The sequence below is a fragment of the Roseateles paludis genome (assembly GCF_039872745.1).
GTDB lineage: Bacteria > Pseudomonadota > Gammaproteobacteria > Burkholderiales > Burkholderiaceae_C > Pelomonas > Pelomonas paludis.
The window spans coordinates 1,190,588-1,212,968 of sequence record NZ_JBDPZD010000001.1 but is presented as its reverse complement, the minus strand read 5'-3'; the positions used below and the strand labels follow the sequence as shown (position 1 = coordinate 1,212,968).

The window sequence follows — 22,381 nt, the reverse complement described above, 5'->3', positions numbered from 1 at the left end:
CTGCCCAGTTGGTGGGGCCGCAGGGCCCTGCATTGATCGACTCCTCCCGCCCCGCCCTCGTGTGAACCGCCATTGCTCCTTCGGTCGCGTCCGCCGCTGGGCGCCGCTGGTCCTGTCGGCCCTGCTGGGTTTGCTGCCGCTGGCGCCGGCCAACGCTGCGCCGCCCAGCAAAGCCTGGCAACAGCTGGAGGCTGTCGAGCGGCGCCAGCGCGCCGACCCCGCGCCGCTGGCCGAGCAGCTGCGCGGACTGGAGCCGCGCCTGGCCGTGGACAGCGCCGAACGCCTGGAGGCCCGGACCCTGCTCGGCCTGCTCGCGGCGCAGGACGGTGACCTGGCCCAGGTCACCACCATCGTGAAGTGGCTGCAGGACTGGCCGCTCGACGAGCTGCAGCCCTCGGCCCAGGTGGCCGCCGCCTGCGTGTGGGCCGAGTACCAACGCCGCCGGGGCGACCTGCGTGAGGCTCGCAAGGCGCTCTCCAAGGTCTCGGTGGTGCAGCGTGAAGGCGCCTTGCCCCTGCAGCGCTGGCGCTATCACCGCCAAGCGTCCTTCACGGCGCTGGACGCCGGGGCCCTGGAGCTGGCGCAGTCCGAGGCGCAACTGGCGCTCAAGCTCGCCGAGCAGCTGGCCCATCCCTGGCGCGTGGCACTGTCGCTGGCCGACATGGCCGAGCTGGCCCGCCGCCTGCGGCAGGACGAGCGAGGCCGGCTCTGGATCAGCCGCGCACTGAGCGCCGCCGAATCCGACCCCGATCCCATCACGCTGTACGAGGTACACACCGGCCGCGCCCTCGTCTACAGCGAGGACAGCGCCATCGCGTTGCAGTCCTACTCGCAAGCCCTGCAACTGGCCACCGAGGCGGGGGCCGCGCGGCTGCGCGCCTTGGCGCTGGCCAATCTGTCCGACTACCACCTGCGCCACGGCAAGCCCAGCGTGGCGCTGGACCTGGCGCAGCAAAGCCTGGCCCTGGTGGGCCCCGGCGACGACCCCGGCACCGCCAACCTGGCACGCTTCAACATCGGATTGGCCAAGGTCCTGATGGGCAGGCTGTCCGAGGGCCGCGCGCTGGCCAAGGCCGCTGTGCAGGCCGAACTGCAGCACGGCGCGCTCGCCACCGCTGCGGAGGACTGGCTGGAGCTGGCCCGCTACCTGGAACGGATGCAGGACTTGCCCGGCGCCGCCGAGGCCTACCGCGAAGGCCTCAAGCTCGCGCAACCGCTACGGCGCGAGCAGCTGCAGCGTCGCTTGCTCGAAGCGCAAGAGCGCTTTGATGCCGACCGCCGCGACCGCGACCTGGAGCTGCTGGCGCGCGATAAGGCGCTCAAAGCCGCACAGATCAGCCAGCGCAACCTGCAGCTCGGGCTGTGGGCCCTGATCGGCGGATGCGTGCTGGTGTCGGCGGCGCTGGTGGTGCAGGCCCTGCGCCGCGCCCGAAACGCCAATGCCCGCCTCGCGGTGCGCAACGCGGCCCTCAAACAACAGAGCGAGAGCGACTCGCTCACCGGCCTGTCCAACCGCCGGCACTTCCAGGCCGTGATGCGCCAGCAAGGCCCCGAGCTTCAGGGCAGCCTGTTCCTGATCGACATCGACCACTTCAAGCGCATCAACGACAGCTACGGCCACGCCGGGGGCGACCAGGTGCTCATCGAGCTGGCACGCCGGCTGCGCCACCAGATGCGTGACGATGACCTCGTGGTGCGTTGGGGCGGCGAGGAGTTCCTGGTGTACGCGCGCACAACGGAGCCTCTGCTGGCCCGCGCGCTGGCGCAGCGGCTGCTGGATGTGGTGGGCCGCACGCCGGTGGTCTACGAGTCCCTGCACATCACCACCAGCGCGTCCATCGGCTTCGTCAGCCTTCCACTCGCCCCGCATGGGCTGCGGCTGCCCTGGGAGCGCGCGATCGACCTGGTTGACACCGTGATGTACCTGGCCAAGGTGCACGGCCGCAATCGCGCCTATGGGCTGGAGCGCATGCTGGCGACCGACCCGCTGCAGGCCGCCGAGCTGGCCGCAAGGCTCGAAGGGGCCTGGCAGGCGGGCGACGTGACCCTGGTCACGCTGGAGGGGCCCAAGCTCGGCAGCCAGGCGGGGACGCCGGCGCCGCCGCCAGCCCCCCAGCCCCATCAGCCTCACCAGCCCCCCAAGGAGGATGGCCATGCGCTGGCGCAGTGACCACCTGCTCGCCCTGGCCGGGGCCCTGCTGGTTGCGCTGCTGCTGGTGCTGGCAGCGCGGCCGGCCCACGCGCAAACGCCGGAGGACGCCGAGCTCGCGCAGCTGGTACAGCAGGCCCACGACCACCCCGACGAGGCCTTGGCCGAGCTGCTGCGCCGCTGGCCGCCCGAGTCCGGCAGCGCGCCACGCCGCGCCGTGGCCTGGTGGCTGGCGCGCGGCCAGATCCTGCTCGCCCAGGCTGACTACACGCAGGCCAATGCCATTGCCGAGGCCCTGGCCCAGCGGCCCTACGGCCAGGCGGCCGGCTGGCTGTTGCGCGCCCAGGCCCTGGAGCGCCAGTCCCGCCTGGCCGGCACACCCGCCCGCCAGGCGCTGGAGGCCCTGGAGCCGCCCTGCCGGCGCGGCGAGGAGCTGAGCAGCGTGCGTGCCGGCTGCCCCTACCGCATCGCCTGGACGGCACTGCGCCTGCTGGCCCGCGAGCAGTCGGCCCACGCCGCCCCGCAAGCCGCCGAGGACCTGCTGCGCCATGCCCTGGCGCTCGCGCAAGCAGCCAAGGACAGCCCGCTGGCCAGCGCCACGCTGGGCATGATCGCCGTGGCCCAGCACGACCAAGGGCGGCTTGATGACGCCCGCAAAACGCTGGGGGCAATGTATGCGGAGGCCCAGGGCGATGCGCTCTCGGTCGCACGGTCGCATCTGATCCGCTACCGCCTGGCGCGGCTCTCTGGGGACTTCGCCAACGCCCAGCCGGCGCTGGAGACGGCACTTGAATCGCTGGAGCCGCTGAACCTGCCCCACCTGCAGGCCCAGTGGCGCGCCAACCTGGTGGACGTGCTGATGCACCAGGGCCGCCCGCGCGACGCACTGGCCGTGGGGGCGCTGGCCCTGCCGGTGCTGCAGCGCTTCAAGGACATCGGCTTCGAGCGCGGTGTGCGCCATAACCTGGCCGTGGCCCACCTGAAGCTGCGCGAGTTTGATGCCGCGCGCACACAGCTGGACCACCTGGCCGCCCTGCCCGTGGACCCCGACGACCTGGTCCGCCGCTCGCGCGAGCAGGCCGAGCTGGCCGACACCTGGGCCGAGCTCGGGCGCTACAAGGAGGCGCTGGCGGCCTATCACGCGCAGATCGAGCTGGCCGACAAGGCCGACGACCTCGCCCGCGAGAGCAGCCTGCGCGAGCTGCGGCACCAGTACGACACCGAGGCCAAGCAGCGCCACATTGAACTGCTGGGGCGCGATGTGGACCTGCAGGACCAGCAATTGGCCAACCGCCAGCTCACCGCGCGCATCGGCCTGGCCGTGGGCCTGCTGGTGCTGCTGACGCTGGCATTGGCGGCCGCTTTCCTGCTGCGCAGCCGCCACGCCCAGCGCGCGCTGCAGGCCAGCGAGCACGCGCTTCGCACCCAGAGCGAGCGCGACCCGCTGACCAATCTCTCCAACCGTCGTCACCTGCTGGCCGTGATGGCGCGGCACGCGGAGCGCGAATTCCAGGGTGCGCTGCTGATGCTGGACCTCGACCACTTCAAGCGCATCAACGACGAACACGGCCACGCCGCCGGGGACGCAGTGATCATCGAGACGGCGCGGCGCATCGAGCAGGTGGTGCGCGGCAGCGACCTCGTCGTGCGCTGGGGCGGCGAGGAGTTCCTGGTCTTTGCGCCCGAGCTGGACCCCGCCGCACTCCAGCACCTGGCCGAGCGCCTGCTGCGCGCCATCGGCAGCCGTCCGATTGCCACCGAGGCCGGCCCCCTGGCCGTGACGGCCTCGCTCGGCTGGGCCAGCTTCCCGCTGCACCCCACCTTGAAGCTGAGCTGGGAGCAGGCCGTCAACTGGGTGGACATGGCCCTCTACAAGGCCAAGGCCGATGGCCGCTACCGCGCCGTGGGCATCATCACGGCCCGGCCCGGCACCGTGCTGGGCGAGGCGAACGAAGACTTCGAGGCCGCCTGCCAACGCGGAGACGTCGAGGTGAGCGTCAGCCTCGGTTAGCACGCGTCGCAGGAAGTCTGCAGAGCGCCTTGGCCATCCCCCCGCCCCGGGTCGGGCCTGCACAAACCCTGCGTGGCCGCGTCGCCTGAGTCTGCTAGCGTGCCGGGATGCCTGAAACCGAACACCTGCTCGGCATCCGCCGAGGCATCGAGAAGGAAAGCCTGCGCGTGCTCCCGAGCGGCGCGCTGGCCCTGACCCCGCACCCACAGGCCCTGGGTTCGGCGCTCACCCACCCGCACATCACCACCGACTACAGCGAGTCCCAGCTGGAGCTGATCACCGGCGTGCATGCCGGCGTCGAAGCCTGCCTGCGAGAGCTGACCGAGATCCACCAGGCCGTCTATCACGTACTCACCGAGCAGGGTGAGGAGCGACTCTGGGTCGGCTCCATGCCCTGCGGTCTGCCGGCCGACGAGACCATCCCCATCGGGCGCTACGGCTCCAGCAATGTGGGGCGTGCCAAGAGCATCTACCGCATGGGCCTCGGGCAGCGCTATGGCCGGCGCATGCAGACCATCTCGGGCATCCACTACAACTGGTCGCTGCCGGGTGTCTCCAGCGAGCGCTACTTCGACCTGATCCGCAACTTCCGCCGGCACGGCTGGCTGATCCTGTACCTGTTTGGCGCCAGCCCGGCGCTGTGCGGCAGCTTTGTCGAGGGCCGTGACCATGGCCTGCAGCCCTTCCTGGGCAAGAGCCTGCACCGCCCACATGCCACCTCGCTGCGCATGGGCCCGCTGGGCTACCAGAGCGATGCCCAGGCCAGCATCCGGCCCAGCTACAACAGCCTGCGCTGCTATGCCAACTCGCTGCAGGAGGCGCTGACACGGCCCTATCCCGCCTACGAGGCCATCGGCATCCGCACGCCGGGCGGGGACTACGCCCAGCTCTCCACCAGCCTGCTGCAGATCGAGAACGAGTTCTACGGCACCATCCGCGCCAAGCGCACCATCCGCAGCGGAGAGCGCCCACTGCACGCGCTGCGCGAGCGCGGGGTCGAGTACGTCGAGGTGCGGCTGATGGACCTCGACCCCTTCGAGCCCGTCGGCATCGGCGCCGAGACCATCCGTTTCCTCGACCTCTTCCTGCTGCACTGCCTTCACGCCGAGAGCCCGCCCGACACGCCCGAGGAAATCGACGCCAACAGCCGCAACCAGCACCGCGTGGCCGCCCGCGGCCGCGAGCCGGGCCTGATGCTCGAACACATGAGTGGGCAGGAGCGCAGCCTGCAGGACTGGGGCCGTGAGCTGCTCGACGCCTGCGAGGTCCAAGCCGCCGCGCTCGACGCCGCCCACGCCAGCACCGCCTACCGCGCCGCCTTGGAGACCGCACGCCAGCGCCTGGCCCACCCCGACCTCACGCCCTCGGCCCGCATCCTCGCCGCCATGGGCCGCGAGTTCGAGGGCAGCTATGTGCGCTTCATCCGCCGCCGCTCCGACCAGACCCTGGCCGACCTGATGGCCCTGCCCTTCAGCGAAAAACAGCGCGCCCGCTACGAGGCCATGGCGCTCGATTCCCTGCTGGAGCAGGCCCGCATCGAGGCCACCGACACCGAGCCCTTCGAGAGCTTCCGCCAGCGCTATCTGGATCCGCAGACGACGCAGGCTTGAGGCCTGCCAATGAAAACGGCCACCCGAAGGTGGCCGCTTCAACTACGTAGCGAGCTTCAGGCGTTCTTGCGGACGCGGCGATAGCTCATGCCGACCAGCGCGATGCCGACCAGGGCCAGGCTGGCAGGCTCAGGCACCGACGGATCGGGGTTGACCGAACCCACACCGCAGCCAGCGCCGCAGCTCAGGCGCATCAGCATGTCGCCGGAGCTGAACAGCAGCGTGCCGTTGGTGAAGTCGGGGCTGGCAAAGTCACCGTAGCCACCACCATTGGCAATCTCGGTCTGGGCGTAGTTGTTGTCAACGTCCAGCAGGATCAGGCGACCGTCCGTGGTGCTCACCACCACGTCGCCGTTCAGATCGTTGTTGCTGGCGATGACACCCATGCCGTCAGCACCGCCAACGAAGAAGCTGCCGATCTGCACGCCATCGCTGAAGCGATAGGCGCCGTCATTGGTATAGACGATCGAGCCATCGGGCGACACGGTCACGCCATCGGAGCCAGCGCCGTTGATCAGACGCGCCACCGGCGTCCCGCCGCTCACGTCGACGTCCAGCAGACCCGAACCGACGCCGTCTGCATAGCCAACGCCGACCAAGTGCTGATTGGCCTGATTCGTCCACATGCCTGCGTACATCGTGATGCCGCTGTAGGTGGTTTGCGTCGACCCGTCGTTGTTCAGCAAACGCAGATTGCTGCCGCTGGCGTAGGTCTTGCCGTTCGCCGTTGCCATAGCCGTCGGAAAGGCACCGTTATTGCTGGCAGAGCTGATCGCGTTGGCCTTGACCTGGTTGTCGGCGTTGTTGAACAGGTAGTTCTGCCCGTCATTACCGTTATTCAGCAGGATCTTGCCGTCTGACGTGACAGCGCTGCCCAGTACGTAGCAGCAGCTCGGCGTACCGCCGGCCATGCCGGACACCACGGTCGAGATCGAAAAGCCTTTGTCGATGCCAGCTTGGGTCAGCACGATCGGGAAGGCCGAAGCGATGGTGCAGGCGCCAAAGCCAGCCGCCGCGACGAGGGCAACAGCCCAGCGATGCAGAAGGGGGGATTTCATGAGGGAGGTCTCCGAAGTTAGCGGCCCCGCAACTTCGAGGCCGGCAGGGTCGGATAGCAAAACATGCGCCACCCCTCTAAGCCACTGATTCACAAGGATTTCCAACCAGCCTCAATTCGCCGCTGTCAGGCGCACCGTCACCCCTAATTCATAAGGTGTAACCTTATGTTTTTATTGTGTTTTTTTGATGCCAGCTTCACGACTGACGGGCTCGGAGTCCTGCCTCATTCGAACTGCTTGCCAAGCTCCTCAGCCCGGCGCTGCGCTGCCAGCACCGCCCGCCGGATGGCCACGTCCACGCCATCGGCCTGCATGGCCGTGATGGCCGCGTAGGTGGTGCCGCCCTTGGACGTGACGCGCTCACGCAGCACGGTGGGGCTCTCGGGGCTAGCCAGGCCCAAGGCAGCCGCGCCGGCGCAGGTGGCAAGGGACAACTGGCGGCCCTGCTCGGCAGTGAGGCCCATTTCGACGGCAGCGGCCATCATGGACTCGACCATCAGGAAGAAGTAGGCCGGGCCCGAGCCCGAGAGGGCCGTCACGGCATCGAGATCGGCCTCGCGGTCCACCCACAGCGTGCGGCCGGTGGGGGCCAGCACGGCTTCGATGGCCGCGCGCTCGGCCGCCGTCACATCCGGGCAGGCAAAGAGGCCGGCAATGCCCTGCCCGATCAAGGCCGGCGTGTTGGGCATGGAGCGCACGATGCGCGCGCTGCCGGTGGCGCGGCTGAGGCTGGCGGTGGTGATGCCGGCCATCACCGACAGGTGCAGCGCGCCGCCCACCCAGGCTTTCAGCGGTGCGGCGGCCTCGCCAAACAGCTGCGGCTTGACGGCCCAGACCACCAAGGCAGCCTGGGCCAGGCGCTCGTCGCCGGCTGTGAGGGCCTCCAGGCCGAAGTCCGCGCGCAGCTTGTCGCGCTGCGGCGCGTGGGGTTCGACAACCAGGACCTGGCTGGGCTGGAGTTGGCCACTGCGCAGCAGGCCGCCGATGACGGCGCTGGCCATGTTGCCGCCGCCGATGAAGGCAATGGGGGTGAGCAAGGGGGTGTTCATGGGCGGGAGTCTAGAAGCTGGATCACCGGGGAAGTGCGGAGCCCCACGGCGGCTTGGTGAATGGGATACTCAGAACATACGGAACGCATGACCATCAAAAATGGAACAGCTTTCCACAATCAAGCAAGGCAGCCCGCAATGAGCCGACCGATCACCCTCAAGCACACCCTGAGCTACGGCAGCGCCAACCTGCTGGGCAGCGGGGCGCTGGCCATCGCCGGCTCATGGCTGCTGTATTTCTACACGACCTTCTGCGGCCTGACGGTGGTGGAAGCGGCAACGATTTTCTCGGTCGCCAGCATCCTCGATGCGATCAGCAACCCCATCATGGGGTATATCAGCGACAACTTCTACAACACCCGGCTCGGACGCAAATTCGGGCGCCGCCGGTTTTTCATCCTGACCGGGATTCCGCTGGTATTGCTGTATCCACTGATGTGGATCGATGGCTTTGGGTTTTGGTATTACCTGTCGATGTATGCGCTCTTTGAGCTGGTCTATACCTCGATCATGGTGCCCTATGAAACCCTGGCGACGGAAATGACCACCGATTTTGCGGTGCGCTCCAAGCTCACCGGTGCCAAGGCCATGTTCGGCAAGGTGGCCAACTTCCTGGCGGCCTTCATCCCGGCACAGCTCTTTCTGGTCTACAGCAAAGAATCAAGCACGCCCTTCCTGCTGACTGGCGTCATCTATGCCCTGATCATGTGCGGCGCCATGGCGGCGCTCTATTTCATGTCCTGGGAGCGGCCTGTGCACGAGGTGGTGCAGGAGCGCGCCGGCAGTTTGGGGGCGGCACTGAAGAAACTCAGCCTCGACATGCTGTCCACCTTCCGCCTGCGGATATTCCGCAAGCATCTGGGCATGTATCTGCTGGGTTTTGGGGCGGAATGGCTGTTCGCCTCGATATTCACCTATTTCATCATCTTCTCGCTCGGGCAGGACAAGGCCACCGTTGGCTATCTGAACAGTTTCAGCTCGGTGATGCAGTTGATTTCCACACTGATCTTTATCGGCCTGTGCATCCGGTTTGGATTTGCCCGCCCTTACGCCATGGCCTTGCTGGTGGTGGGCGGCAGCGTGCTGGCCTATACCGGGCTCTACTACCTGGGCTGGTCGCAGCAGACGACGGTGATCGCGCTCTTTGCCATCACGGCCGTCTTCGGGCTCGGCACGGGCGGCGTGTACTACATCCCCTGGACGGTCTACACCTTCCTGGCCGACGTCGATGAAGTGCTGACCGGCCGGCGCCGCGAGGGCATTTACGCCGGGGCCATGACCTTTGCCGGCAAGATCACCCGCTCGGTCATCGTCTTTTGCATGGGCTGGGTGCTGGGGCAGTTCGGCTTCCTGTCCGGCCAAGGCAGCCAGCCCGCCACAGCGGTGGCGGCCATCAATGGCATCTTCGTGTTTGGCGTGATCGGCCTGGCCCTGGGCGCCATCTACTTCAGCCTGCAGATGAAGCTGGACCGTAAGAACCACGCGGTACTGCTCGTCGAGATCGCCCGCATCAAGGCCGGTGGCCGCATCGAGGACGTGCCGCCCGAGGCCCGCGCCATTGCGGAGGAACTGACCGGCTGGCCCTACGAGCAGTGCTGGGGCAATAGCGCGTTGGGGCGCGCTGGGGCACCGGGGCTGAGGGAAGGCTAGGAGCCTGCGCGGCCCCTACACTGCCGCGCAGCCATGAACACGCCCCCGCCCACCCGCAGCCGCCGCGCCAACGCCGCCCAGACCAGCACCGTCACGCTGCAGCAGGTGGCCGAGCGTGCGGGCGTCTCGCCCAGCACCGTCTCGCGCATCCTCAACGGCACAGCGGTCGTCAGCCCGGCCAAGCAAGCCGCCGTGCAGGCGGCCATCCAGGAGTTGGGCTTCAGGCCCAACCCCGTGGCGCGCGGCCTGGCGGGCGGCAAGACCTTCAGCGTCGGTGTGGTCACGCAAACCATCTCCAGCCCCTTCTATGGCGAGGCCATGTACGGCATCGAAGGCGTGCTGGACGCCGCCGGCTATGCCTCGCTGTTTGTGAGCGGCAACTGGCGCGAGGACGACGAGCGCAAGGCCATCGAGACCTTGATGTCGCGGCGTGTCGATGGGCTCATCGTGTTTGCCGGCCGGCTGTCCGATGCCGCCCTCAAGCGCTATGCCGCCGAGGTGCCACTGGTGCTGGTGGGCCGGCGCTCGCCAGGCCGCCAGTTCCTCAGCATCGGCTTTGACAACCGGCTGGGCGCCCATCTGGCGGCTGAGCATCTGCTGAGCCTTGGGCACCGGCAGATTGCCTTCATCACGGGCGCCCACCAGCATGCCGACGCGCTGGAACGCCGCACCGCCTTTGAGGAAACGCTGCAGGCCGCCGGCCTCAAGCTCGACCCCGACCTGGTGGCCGAAGGCGCCTACACCGAGCCCAGCGGCCAGCAGGCCGCGCAGGCCCTGCTGGCGCGCGGCAAGCCCTTCACGGCGCTGTTCGCGTCCAACGACCAGATGGCCATCGGCGCCGCGCTGGCCCTGCACCGGGCCGGCTTGCGCGTGCCGCAGGACGTGTCCCTGGTGGGCTTTGACGATGTGGCGGTGGCCGAGTTCTCCATCCCACCGCTGACCACCGTGCGCCAGTCGGTGGGCGAGATCGGCGCCCAGGCCGCCACCGCCCTGCTCGATCTGCTGGCCGACCGCCCGCCACGCGTCACCCTGACGCCGCCACGTCTGGTGGTGCGCGAATCGACCGCCGCGCCCCGCAAGCGCTGACGCTGTAGCGCAGCGCCAACCGGCCCCAACCACCCCGGGGCCGCCCCCGCCCCCGCAGTCGCGTGGGGCTGAAACCCGACATCCGGGAAAACGCTGGAACGCCGCCTGCGGCCTTGCACGCACAATTTTGCAAGCGCTTTCAGAAAACGCTTTCTTGATTTCGGAAATCAGCTCGGCGTGCAGCCACCCATCCGCGAGGGGAGGCCGCAGCAGCCGTGCCCAAGGCGGTGCCCATCGCACCGGCGCACCCAGCGCCCACCACAACACCGGAGACGCCCCCATGACAACCTCGACCCGCCACGCCGCCAAGCGCCCGCTGGCCCCGCGCAGCACGCCCATCACCCTGGCTGTAGGCCTGCTGGCCCTGGCCACTGCCGCCCAGGCGCAGACCACCGCCCAGTCGCCCCAGCAGCTCGACGCCGTCGTCGTCAGCGGCATCCGCCGCAGCCTGGAGACGGCCGTGACCTTCAAGCGCAATGCCGAGGGCGTGGTCGAGGCCATCGCGGCCGAGGACCTGGGCAAGCTGCCCGACGCCAGCATTGCCGAAGCCCTGGCGCGCCTGCCCGGCCTTACCGGCCAGCGCGGCGCTGACGGTCGGGTCGACAAGGTCTCGATCCGCGGCCTGTCGCCCGAGTTCTCGGGTGTGCTGCTCAATGGCCGCGAGATGGTCTCGTCCAACGACAGCCGCGCGGTGGAGTTCGATCAGTTCCCGTCCGAGCTGATCAGCACCGTCGTCGTCTACAAGACGCCCGATGGCGCGCTGATCGGCCAGGGCCTCTCCGGCACGGCCGACATCCGCACCGTGCGGCCGCTGTCGGTCAACGGCCGCCAGGCGGCCCTCAATGTGCGCGGCGAGCGCAACTCCAACCGCACCATGGTGCCCGGCGTCACCTCGGCCACCGGCATGCGCGCCAGCGCCAGCTATGTCGATCAGTTCGCGGGTAAGACCCTCGGCGTGGCCGTGGGCTTTGCGCGGCTCGACTCGCCCACCCAGACGCGCAAGACCGAGCTCGTGCAGTTCGGCGACTACGCGCCCTACGGCCTGCCGCTCAGTGGCAATGCGCCCTCGCAGGTGGGCACCGGCCAGGCCATGCTGCCCATGTTCTGGACGGCCACCGGCACCACCAAGAAGAACACCCGCGATGGCCTGATGGCCGTTGTCGAGTACCAGCCGAACGACCAGCTGCACACCCAGGTCGACCTCTACTACTCGCAGTTCAAGACGCACGAAGTGGGCGGCAAATTTGCGCAAAGCCTCTTTGGCAACTGGTCGGCCGGCATCAGCACGGCGCTCAGCAATGTGTCCACCGTGCAGCGCGGTGACGACACCTATGCCACCGCCGCCACAGCGTCCGCCATGGTGGCCAACGTCGGCAACTTCGACACCCGTCGCAAGGACGACATCAGCGCCGTGGGCTGGAACACCGAGCTGAAACTGGCCGACAAGTGGAAGCTTGTCTCCGACATCGCCTTCTCGCGCGACAAGCGTGCCGAGCGCTACGCTGAAGGCTACGCCGGCCCCTACAACAACGCCACCAAGAACTGGCAATACGGCGGCTACCGCTGGAACGTGCCCATCGGCGGCAACGGCGTGCAGACCTTCACCCCGCTCGACACCCAGCTGCTGGCCGACCCGAGCCGCATGGCGTTTGGTGACGTGCAGGGCATGGACTGGGTGCCCAACGAAGCCTGGATCGGCGCCATCCGCCACCCCGACGTGACCGACGAGGTCAAGTCCGCCCGCCTCAGCCTGCACCGCGAGCTGGACGGCTTCTGGAGCCACCTGCAGTTCGGCCTCAACCACACCCAGCGCGACAAGGACGTGGCCAAGAACGAAGACCGCATCCTGATGAAGCGGGACAGCGCGGGCAACTACATCCGCAGCATCCCCACGAGCAGCGTGCGCACCCCCTTCGACATGAGCTGGGCCGGCATCCCGGCGCTGCTGCGCGTGGACGTGCCCGACCTCGTCGCCAGCGGCCAGTACCAGCTCGAAGAAGGCCAGTTCTCCAAGTGGGTGGCCAACAATTCCAGCGTGGGCGAGAAGGTGACCACCGCCTTCTTCAAGGCTGACTTCGACCACGACATCCAAGGCATCAACCTGCGCGGCAACGCCGGCCTGCAAGCCGTGCACGCCAGCCAGCACTCCGAAGGCTGGGAGTACCGCGGCGACGACGAGATCCCCGACAAGAGCCTGCTGGTGCGCCGCACCGGCGGCGCCAGCTACACCCACACCCTGCCCAGCCTCAATCTGACGGCCGACTTCCGCAACAACGTCCTCGTCCGCCTGGGCTGGGCCAAGACCATGGTGCGCCCCAACTTCGTGGACATGCGCGCCGGCACTAGCACCCCCCGCGTGCTGGCTGACCTGCCCGGCACCCCGCATGCCGGCGAATGGACCACGGCCTACGGCGGCAACCCCGCGCTCAAGCCCTGGCTGGCGACTGGCTGGGACGTGTCGTTGGAGAAGTACTTCGGCAAGCGCAGCTACATCGCCCTGGCTCAGTTCCACAAGAACCTGAACAGCTACGTCTACAACCAGCTCACCGCCATCAGCAGCGCCGGCTTCCCCACCACCTCGGCCCCGGCCGGCGTGGTTCCGAAGGCCATCGCGCCCTTCATCCAGCCGCTCAACGGCACCGGCGGCAAGGTGGACGGCACCGAGCTGGCCTTTGCGCTGGAGGCCGACCTGCTGCACGACGCCCTCAAGGGCTTCGGCATCGTGGCCAGCGCCAGCAAGCTGCGCAGCAACATCAAGGACCAGAACCCCGACCCGACTGTGAGCACCTCGCGCGACGTGCCGCTCAACGGCCTCTCGGGCCGCAGCAACAGCTTCACCGTCTACTACGAGGACCACGGCTTCTCGCTGCGCTTCTCGCAGCGCTACCGCTCGCCCTTCACCGCCACCACGCGCGACATCTTCCTCAACAACACCACCCAGCAGCAGGGCGCCGACAAGGTGCAAGACCTGCAACTGGGCTACGGTTGGGAAAGTGGTGACTTGAAGGGCCTGTCCATCCTCCTGCAAGTGGGCAACCTGCAAGACCGCCCCACGGTCAACTACGTCAGCGTGCAGGGTGAGGCGCCGGACAAGAGCCAGCTCACGCCCAACTTCATCACCCGCTTCGGCCGCACCACCCTCGTTGGTTTGAACTACCGCTTCTGACCCTGCCCATGCAAGCCTCCCCCCGCGTCGTCATCGTCGGCGGCGGCACCGCCGGCTGGATGACGGCGGCCGCCTTCGCGCGCAGCCTGGGCGGCCGCTGCGGGCTGACGCTCGTCGAGTCCGACGAGATCGGCACCATCGGCGTGGGGGAGGCCTCCATCCCCAACCTCATCGAGTTCAACCGCGCACTCGGGCTCGACGAGAACGAGTTCCTGCGCGAGTGCGGCGGCAGCTTCAAGCTCGGCATCGAGTTCGTGAACTGGGGCGCCGTGGGCGAGCGCTACATCCACGGCTTTGGCCAGTTGGGTGCCGGGGCACAGGGCCTGCCCTTCCACCACTTCTGGCTGCGCGGCCAGCGGCTGGGCTGTGCGGCGGAGCTGGGCGACTACGCGCTCAACACCGCTGCCCCGCGCGCCGCCCGCTTCATGCGCGCTCGGCCCGACATGGCGGGCTCGCCACTGGCCGAGCTGGCGCACGCCTTTCACTTCGACGCCTCACGCTACGCCGCCTTCCTGCGCCGTTATGCCGAGGCCCGTGGTGTGCAGCGCATCGAAGGCCGCGTCACCCAGGTGACCCGCCGTGCCGAGGGCGGCATTGCCGCCATCGAGCTGGCGAATGGCACGCGCATTGACGGCGACTTCTTCATCGACTGCTCGGGCCAGCACGGCCTGCTCATCCAGCAGACCCTGCAGGCCGGCTTCGAGGACTGGAGCCACTGGCTGCCCTGCGACCGCGCCTGGGCCGTGCCCAGCGAGGCCGCCACCCCGCTGCTGCCCATGACCCGCGCCACCGCCCACAGTGCCGGCTGGCAGTGGCGCATCCCGCTGCAGCATCGCCTGGGCAACGGCCACGTGTTTGCCAGCCGCTTCATGACCGAAGAAGACGCCCGCACCGTGCTGCTCGATCACCTCGACACGCCCGCGCAGGCCGAGCCGCGATTGATCCGCTTCCGCACCGGGCGGGCCAAACGCTTCTGGGTTGGCAACTGCGTGGCGGTGGGGCTGTCCAGCGGCTTCCTGGAGCCGCTCGAATCGACCAGCATCCACCTCATCCACATGGCGGTGGCACGCATCCTGGACTTCTTCCCGCACGGGAAAGAGATCGACCCCGCCGACGTCGCCGAGTACAACGCGTTGACCACCCGCGAGTACGAGAACATCCGCGACTTCCTGGCCCTGCACTACAAGCTCACGCGCCGCGACGACAGCGAGTTCTGGCGCTACTGCCGCAGCATGCCCATCCCCGACACCCTGCAGCGCAAGCTCGACCTCTTCGCCGCCAACGGCCGCGTGATCCGCCACAGCGACGAGCTGTTTGCCGAGGTCAGCTGGGTGCAGGTGATGTTGGGCCAAGGCTTGATGCCGCGCGGCCACCACCCGTTTGCCGATCAACTCAGCGAGCCAGAATTGCGCGACTACCTCGACCACGTGCGCCAGGTCATCGCGCGCTGCGTGCAGGCCATGCCTGAGCACGCCGACTACCTGCGCAGCCAAGGAGCATTGGCCACATGAAGCGTCGCCACTTCCTCGCCGCCACCGGCACCGCTGGCACCTGGCGCATCAGCAACGCAGCACCCGCACCGCAGCGCCTCGTCGTCGCCGCCTTCCCGCTGGTGGACAAGATCGTCGAGGCCGCGATGCCGGCCTGGCAGGCCCAGCACCCCGGCGTGGAGGTGCAGGTGATCAGCAAGCAGTACGCCGACCACCACACCGCCATGACCACCGCGCTTTCCACCTCGGGCAGTGGCAGTGCGTCCATGCCCGACGTGATGGCGCTGGAGTCCACCTACATGGGCCGCTTCTCGCTCGGCCAGGGGCTGGAGAACCTCTCCGCCACGCCCTTCAACGCCGAGCGCCACCGCGAGGCCTTCACCCCCTTCGCCTTCGAGCAGGCCCGCAACCGCCAGGGCGGCATCGTCGCGCTGCCGGCCGACATCGGCCCCGGCACCTTGCTCTATCGCAAGGACCTGCTCGACCGCGCCGGCCTCACCGAGGCCGACCTGACCCGCTCCTGGGAGTCCTACGTCGACAGCGGCCGCAAGCTCAAGGCCGCCACCGGCGCGCGCCTGATTGGCGACGTGAAGCTGCTCAAGGACATCATGATCCGCAGCGGCGCCGCCCCCGGTGACGGCATGTTCTACGACGCGCAGCAGCGCCCCTTGGTCACCTCGCCGCGTTTCGTACGCGCCTTCGAGCTGTGCCGCCAGGTGCGGCGCGAGGGGCTGGACGGCGGCGTCGAGGTCTGGCGCAACGACTGGGCTGAGAGCCTCAAGCGCGGCCGTCTGGCCACCGAGATGTCGGGCGCCTGGATGGTGGGCCAACTCGCCAACTGGGTGGCACCCGAGACGCGCGGCCTGTGGCGCTCGGCCCCGCTGCCCGAGCAGACCTATGTGTCCTACGGTGGCACCTACTACGTGATCCCGCGCCGCTCCGACCCCGCGCGCAAGGCGCTGGCCTGGTCGCTGATCCAGACCATGACGCTGGACCGCCAGCGCCAGCTCGACACCTTCCGCGCGCAAGATGCCTTCCCGGCCCTGCTGGCCGCGCAGGAGGACCCGTTCTTCGACGAGCCCTTGCCCTTCCTTGGTGGCCAGCGTGCCCGCCTGCTGTGGCGCGACCTCGCCCGCAAGATCCGCGCGCAAGCCCCGCACCGCCAGGCCACCTTTGCGCAGGAGGTGATCAACGGTGAGCTCGACAACGTGCTGGCCTACGGTAAAGACGTGCGCACCGCCCTGGCCGATGCCGAACGCGTGCTGGCCCTGCGCGCCAAGAGGTGAAGATGAGCCCACCCCGTACCGGCTGCGCCGGCCCCCTCAAGGGGGCGCTGCCAGTGGCCCGGCAAAGCCGGCGCCACGGCAGCCGCTGGACCCTGCCAACCCTTCGCCACGTTCCCGCTCGTCGGGCCCGCCAGCCATGACTCACCCCCGTCGCAGCTTCCGCATCCCAGCCCGCTGGACGCCCTATCTGCTGATCAGCCCCTTCCTGATCCTGTTCGCCGTGTTCGGCCTCTTCCCGCTGCTGTTCTCGGCCTGGATGGCCTTCCAGAGCTGGGAGCCCACCAGCGGCCTCGGGAGCATGCAGTTCGTGGGCCTGGAGAACTTCAGCTTCGCGCTGCAGGACGCCTGGTTCTGGAAGTCGCTGCGGAACACGATGTGGCTGGCCCTGGCCTCGGGCCTGCCGCAGCACCTGGTGGCGCTGCCGCTGGCGGTCTTCATCCACAGCCGCTTCAAGCGCCTGCGCGACGGCGTGGCCGGCGCCTACTTCCTGCCCTACATCACGTCCACCGTGGCCATCGCGATGATGTTCACCTCGCTGTTCTCGACCGACTACGGCCTCGTGAACGCGGTGCTCGGCGGCGTCTTCGGCATGGAGGCCACGCCCTGGCTGACCCAGCCCGACAAACTCAAGGTGGCCGCGGCCATCGTGGTGTTCTGGCGCTATGTGGGCTTCAACCTGATGCTCTACCTGGCCGCCCTGCAAACAATCCCGCGCGACCTGTACGAGGCCGCCACGCTCGACGGCGCCGGCCCCTGGGCCAAGTTCTGGCGCATCACCCTGCCCAGCCTGCGCCCCATGATCCTCTTCGGCGTCACGCTCAGCGTCATCGGCGGCCTGCAGCTCTTCGAGGAGCCCTTCATCCTCACCAACGGCAACGGCGGCCCCGACCAAACGGTCATGACCTCGGCCATCTACCTGTACCGGTTGGCGTTTGACTTCAACGACTTTGGCGGCGCTGCGGCGATGTCTTGGGTGTTGTGTGGGGTCGTGGTGGTGATGACGCTGCTGACCAACCGTGCGTTCAAGGAGCGGTGAGGTGGCTTGGTTGTTGTTGGTTAGTGCGACAACGGGTCGCCGGGGCTGCGTACGGCGCGCCGCTGAAACGGCCTTCGGCTGCTCTGCGGTGCTCGGGATTCCGGCCCGCCGCATAACTCGCTTCGTTCGCGTTGCTCACTACGCTCAGACAAGATGCGGCAAGTCAGAGCTTGAGGCGTGCGAGTACGCACGCGGGCCGAAATCCCTGCGCTCCTCGACGTTTCAGAAGTTGCGCCGCACGCAGCCCCGACACCCCGTTGCGAGCCCGCTGTTGGCACGAGTCTCGTTACCAACCCGCTCGTGCCGGCAAGGCGGTGGGTGGGGCCTGGGTGGGGCGACTTTGGGCGAAGCCGAGCAGCACAGGACTTGGGCCGGCGCGTGTACTCACGCGCTTCAACAACTGACTTGCCGCACCCTGTTTGAGCGTAGTGAGCAACGCGAACGAAGCGAGTTGTGCGGCACGGCCCAAGTCCGCGCAGCGCAGGGCACCCGTAGCGCAGCGAAGGGCGAGACCACAGAGCCCCACCCAGGCCCCACCCGCCGCCTTGCTACAACCCACCGCGCCCAAAGCCCTACCCACCGCCTTGCACCACCCGACCAGAGAACTCCGCCATGAGCAGGTCCCCCCTCGAATCCCGCGCCGCCCTCTGGTCCGCCTATGCCCTCGTCGGCGTTGGCGCCGTGCTGATGCTGGCGCCGTTCTATTTCATGTTCGTGTTCGCCACACATGAGCGCGGCAACATCTTCAACATGCCGCCGCCCCTGTGGTTTGGCTCGGCGCTGCTCGACAACATCAGCATCCTCGCCAGCCGCCTGCCGTTCTGGAAGAACCTCGGCTGGAGCCTCTACGTCGGCCTCGCATCCACCGCGCTGACCCTGCTCTTTTGCTCGATGGCCGGCTACGCGTTTGCCATGCTGGAGTTCCGCTTCAAGGGCCTGCTGTTCGGCCTCGTCATGGCCACACTGATGGTGCCCAGCTTCATGAACATGATCCCCAGCTTCATGGTCATGGACAGCCTCGGCTGGATCGACACCCACCGCGCCCTCTACCTGCCCGGCGCCGCAAGCGCCTTCGGCATCTTCCTGATGCGGCAGTTCATCACCGCCAGCGTCCCCAAGGAAATGCTCGAAGCCGCCCGGCTCGATGGCTGCAGCGAGGTCGGCATCTACTGGCGCGTGGCCCTGCCGCTGATGAAGCCGGCACTCGGCACCCTGGGGCTCACCACCTTCATCGCGTCCTGGAACAACTTCATGAACCCCCTGGTGCTGCTGCGCAGCGCCGAGAACTACACCCTGCCCCTCGCGCTGCGCAGCCTCCAGTCCACCACCAACACCGAGTGGGGCGCCCTCATGGCCGGCTCGGCCATTGCCACGCTGCCGCTGCTGGTGCTCTTCATCTTCTCCTCGCGCCAACTCATCGCCGGCCTCACCGCCGGAGCTGTCAAATGAAGTCCTCCTTCCCCACCACTCGCGCCCTCGCCGCGCGCTTCCCCGACACCTTCCTCTGGGGCGTTGCCACCAGCTCCTTCCAGATCGAAGGCGCCGCCCGCGAGGACGGCAAGGGCGAGTCCATCTGGGACCGCTTCTGCGCCCAGCCCGGCGTCATCGCCGATGGCTCCAACGGCGACATCGCCTGCGACCACGTCCACCGGCTGGAGGCCGATCTCAACCTCATCTACGCGCTCGGCGTGGGGTGCTACCGCTTCAGCGTCTCCTGGCCACGCGTGCAGCCCCTGGGCCAGGGCGACTGGAATGAAGCCGGCTTTGCGTTCTATGAGCGCCTCATCGCCGGCTTGCAGCAGCGCGGCATCAAGGCCTCGCTCACGCTCAACCACTGGGACCTGCCCCAGGCCCTGCAAGACCGGGGCGGCTGGGAGTCGCGTGAGACCGTGGGCCACTTCGTCACCTACGCCCGCGAGGTGGCGCGCCGTTTTGGCAGCCGCGTGGACACCATCACCACCCACAACGAACCCTGGGTCGTGGCCGTGCTCGGCAATGAGCAAGGCATCTTTGCGCCCGGCATCAAGAGCCGCCGCGTGATGCTGCAGGTGGCCCACCACCTGCTCGTCAGCCACGGCGCGGTGCTGCGCGCACTGCGGCAGGACGGCTGCCCCGCCAAGCTCGGCATCGTGCTCAACCTCGCGCACATCGTGCCGGCCAGCCCCCTGCCCGCCGACGAAGCTGCCGCCGACCACGGCGATGCCACCGGCCGCCGCTGGTATGCCGACCCACTCTTCAAGGGCGAGTACCCGCCCGAGTTGGTGGCCGAGTACGGCGCCGACATGCCCACCATCGAGCCCGGCGACATGGACCTCATCGCCACGCCCATGGACTACCTCGGCGTCAACTACTACATGCGCATCGTCGCCCGTGGTGACGGCCAGCCCTGGGACCCCGCCGCCCACGGCCGCCCCGTGAGCGACATGGGCTGGGAGATCTACCCGCGCGGCCTCACCGAGCTGTTGCGCCTGCTGCACCGCGACTACCGCGACCACGGCCTGCCGCCCATTTACATCACCGAGAACGGCGGCGCCTTCCCTGACCCCACGACCGATGGCCACGTGCAGGACGACGACCGCATCGCCTACCTCAACACCCACATCGGCGCCGTGGCCGACGCCCTCGATGCCGGCGTGCCCCTGGGCGGCTACATGGTCTGGAGCCTGATGGACAACTTCGAATGGGCCAGCGGCTATGCCAAGCGCTTTGGCATCGTGCATGTCGACTACGCCACCCTCACCCGCACCCCCAAGGCCAGCGCCCACTGGCTGACTGACCTGCTGCGCCACTGGAAGGAGACCCACCGTGCTTAAGAACGTCAAGACCCTCGCCGTCATCACCGCCGCCCTCGTGGGCAGCTTCGCCAACGTTGCGCAGGCGGCTGACGACATCGCCCTGCCCAAGGACTACCGCCTCGTCTGGGCTGACGAGTTCAACGGCAAGGGCCTGCCAGACCCCAGCCGCTGGGCCTACGACACGGAGGCCAACAAGACCGGTTGGTACAACCACGAGAAGCAGTACTACTCCGGCCCCCGGCTCGAAAACGCCGAGGTCAAGGGCGGCGTGCTGCGCATCACCGCCCGCAAGGAAGCCCGCCAAGACCAGCCCGACTGGGGCGGGCAGGACTACAGCTCCACCCGCCTCATCACGCGCGGCAAGGCTGACTGGCTCTACGGCTTCTTCGAGATCCGCGCCAAGCTGCCCTGCGGCAAGGGCACCTGGCCGGCCATCTGGTTCCTGGGCACCGGCGGCAAGTGGCCCGACGACGGCGAGCTCGACCTGCTGGAGCAGATCGGCCACGCGCCCGACCACGTCTTCTCCACCACCCACACCAAGGCCGGCAACGGCGGCCAAGGCGTGAGCGGCGGCCGCCGCCTGGCCACCGCCTGCAGCCAGTTCCACCGCTACCAGATGCACTGGACCGAGAACGAAGTGCGCTTCGGCATCGACGGCCACACCCACTTCCGCTACACCCGGCAAGACACCGGCAGCCCCGAGGGCAACGCCCGCGTCTGGCCCTTCGACAAGCCGCAATACCTGATCCTCAACCTCGCCATGGGTGGCGACCTCGGCGGCGCCATCGACGACGCTGCGCTGCCCCGCACCTTCGAGGTGGACTACGTCCGCGTGTACCAGCCAAGTCCGAAGTGAAGTCTCCGTCCCCCAGCCTCGCCCTCGCCGCCGCCCTGCTGCTGAACTTGCAAGCCTGTGGCGGCGGAGGCGGGGGCAGCGCCCCGGCGCCCGCTCCTTCTCCGGCTCCCGCTCCCGCACCAGCTCCAGCTCCTTCGCCCACCCCGTCCAACACCTGGACCCTGGTCTGGGAAGACACGTTCGACGGCCCCGCCGGCACCGCCCCCAACCCATTGAATTGGACCGACGCGCTCGGCAACGCCGAGGCCAGCGGCTGGGGCAACCACGAGCTGCAGTCCTACACGGCCGCGCCCAAGAACGCCGCACTCAACGGCAATGGCGAGCTGGAGATCCGCGCCCTCAAGAGCAGCGACGCCAGCCTGCCCTGCTGGGACGGCAAACCCTGCGCCTACACCTCCGCCCGCCTCATCAGCCAGGGCAAGCGCAGCTTCACCTACGGCAAGCTCGAAGCCCGCATCCAGGTGCCCGGCGGCCAAGGCATCTGGCCCGCCTTCTGGGCCCTGGGTGAGGGCGCCTGGCCCAATGCCGGCGAGATCGACGTGATAGAGTTCATCGGCAAGACCCCGAGCCTCGTCTACGGCACCGCCCACGGCCCTGGCTACTCAGGCGCCCAAGGCATCGGCAAGAACGCGAGCCCCGCCGCCAGCGTGCCCGGCAGCTATCACACCTACACCGTCATCAAGCGCGCCAACGAGATCATCTGGCAGGTCGACGGCCAAGAGTTCCACCGCCTCACCCCCGCCAGCCTCCCCAGCGGCGCCACCTGGGTCTTCGAGCGCCCCTACTACCTGCTGCTCAACCTGGCCGTCGGCGGCGACTGGCCCGGCAGCCCCGATGCCAACACCGTCTTCCCGGCGGTGATGAAGATGGATTGGGTGAGGATCTATTCGGAGAACTGAGGGCGGGGCTACCCAGGTCAGTCGGGCTGTCGTGCACGCTCACCAGTGCGCGACGGCAATACCTCTTCCGGCAGCTCAGCCTGACGCTTGCAGCGGCATTGGGCAACTTCAGCGCCGCAGTGACGCAGATTCCATGTCGGCAAGGGACTTCAACGACTTCAATGCAGATGCCAGATAGTCGGCTGCAGGCGTCTCTTCCAGCCAGCCCCTATCGATCAGGCCTTTGTCGTTGTGGGGGAG

15 protein-coding genes are annotated in these 22,381 nt (G+C 68.3%); 13 read left to right on the top strand and 2 right to left on the bottom strand.

What is annotated here, in order from left to right; all coding sequences use genetic code 11:
- Window positions 1-61: 61 nt before the first annotated feature.
- The 3 genes from ABDJ85_RS05670 to gshA all read left to right on the top strand — a co-directional run bounded on the left by ABDJ85_RS05670 (window position 62) and on the right by gshA (window position 5,770).
- Entirely contained in the window at window positions 62-2,170 is a 2,109-nt protein-coding gene (locus ABDJ85_RS05670) for a GGDEF domain-containing protein (protein WP_347703764.1), read from the top strand.
- Window positions 2,154-4,160, top strand: coding sequence for a diguanylate cyclase domain-containing protein (locus tag ABDJ85_RS05665; RefSeq protein WP_347703763.1), 2,007 nt, complete (start codon window positions 2,154-2,156; stop codon window positions 4,158-4,160). Before ABDJ85_RS05670 ends, ABDJ85_RS05665 begins: the two co-directional genes overlap by 17 nt.
- 107 nt (window positions 4,161-4,267) lie before the next feature.
- Complete coding sequence (gene gshA / locus ABDJ85_RS05660; RefSeq protein WP_347703762.1) at window positions 4,268-5,770, top strand: glutamate--cysteine ligase; 1,503 nt, start codon at window positions 4,268-4,270, stop codon at window positions 5,768-5,770.
- A gap of 56 nt (window positions 5,771-5,826) precedes the next feature.
- Here the strand turns inward: gshA and ABDJ85_RS05655 are convergent, their stop codons facing one another.
- Window positions 5,827-6,828: a PEP-CTERM sorting domain-containing protein gene (locus ABDJ85_RS05655; RefSeq protein WP_347703761.1), complete on the bottom strand. Its 1,002-nt coding sequence runs from the start codon at window positions 6,826-6,828 to the stop codon at window positions 5,827-5,829.
- A gap of 224 nt (window positions 6,829-7,052) precedes the next feature.
- A complete protein-coding gene (proC, locus tag ABDJ85_RS05650) occupies window positions 7,053-7,877 on the bottom strand; it encodes a pyrroline-5-carboxylate reductase (protein ID WP_347703760.1) in 825 nt (274 codons plus the stop codon).
- 60 nt (window positions 7,878-7,937) lie between these two features.
- Between proC and ABDJ85_RS05645 the strand changes: the two genes are divergently transcribed.
- The 10 genes from ABDJ85_RS05645 to ABDJ85_RS05600 all read left to right on the top strand — a co-directional run bounded on the left by ABDJ85_RS05645 (window position 7,938) and on the right by ABDJ85_RS05600 (window position 22,141).
- On the top strand, window positions 7,938-9,527 hold the full coding sequence (locus ABDJ85_RS05645; RefSeq protein WP_347703759.1) for an MFS transporter: 1,590 nt from the start codon (window positions 7,938-7,940) through the stop codon (window positions 9,525-9,527).
- 33 nt (window positions 9,528-9,560) lie between these two features.
- Window positions 9,561-10,613 carry a LacI family DNA-binding transcriptional regulator gene (locus ABDJ85_RS05640; RefSeq protein WP_347703758.1) on the top strand — a complete coding sequence of 351 codons (1,053 nt, stop codon included), beginning with the start codon at window positions 9,561-9,563 and terminating at the stop codon, window positions 10,611-10,613.
- Between the two features lie 280 nt (window positions 10,614-10,893).
- Window positions 10,894-13,779, top strand: a complete 2,886-nt coding sequence (locus tag ABDJ85_RS05635) for a TonB-dependent receptor (protein ID WP_347703757.1) — start codon at window positions 10,894-10,896, stop codon at window positions 13,777-13,779.
- An 8-nt stretch (window positions 13,780-13,787) separates the two neighbouring features.
- Window positions 13,788-15,290, top strand: a complete 1,503-nt coding sequence (locus ABDJ85_RS05630) for a tryptophan halogenase family protein (protein WP_347703756.1) — start codon at window positions 13,788-13,790, stop codon at window positions 15,288-15,290.
- On the top strand, window positions 15,287-16,555 hold the full coding sequence (locus ABDJ85_RS05625; RefSeq protein ID WP_347703755.1) for an ABC transporter substrate-binding protein: 1,269 nt from the start codon (window positions 15,287-15,289) through the stop codon (window positions 16,553-16,555). The genes ABDJ85_RS05630 and ABDJ85_RS05625 overlap by 4 nt, the downstream gene beginning before the upstream one ends.
- Window positions 16,556-16,691: 136 nt before the next feature.
- Window positions 16,692-17,591 (top strand): carbohydrate ABC transporter permease, encoded by a 900-nt coding sequence (locus ABDJ85_RS05620; protein WP_347703754.1) that lies wholly within the window; start codon window positions 16,692-16,694, stop codon window positions 17,589-17,591.
- A 612-nt stretch (window positions 17,592-18,203) separates the two neighbouring features.
- Entirely contained in the window at window positions 18,204-19,040 is an 837-nt protein-coding gene (locus tag ABDJ85_RS05615; protein ID WP_347703753.1) for a carbohydrate ABC transporter permease, read from the top strand.
- Complete coding sequence (locus ABDJ85_RS05610) at window positions 19,037-20,404, top strand: GH1 family beta-glucosidase (RefSeq protein ID WP_347703752.1); 1,368 nt, start codon at window positions 19,037-19,039, stop codon at window positions 20,402-20,404. Before ABDJ85_RS05615 ends, ABDJ85_RS05610 begins: the two co-directional genes overlap by 4 nt.
- Window positions 20,397-21,242 (top strand): glycoside hydrolase family 16 protein, encoded by an 846-nt coding sequence (locus ABDJ85_RS05605; protein WP_347703751.1) that lies wholly within the window; start codon window positions 20,397-20,399, stop codon window positions 21,240-21,242. Before ABDJ85_RS05610 ends, ABDJ85_RS05605 begins: the two co-directional genes overlap by 8 nt.
- Window positions 21,239-22,141 carry a glycoside hydrolase family 16 protein gene (locus ABDJ85_RS05600; RefSeq protein WP_347703750.1) on the top strand — a complete coding sequence of 301 codons (903 nt, stop codon included), beginning with the start codon at window positions 21,239-21,241 and terminating at the stop codon, window positions 22,139-22,141. The genes ABDJ85_RS05605 and ABDJ85_RS05600 overlap by 4 nt, the downstream gene beginning before the upstream one ends.
- The last annotated feature ends 240 nt before the right edge of the window (window positions 22,142-22,381 follow it).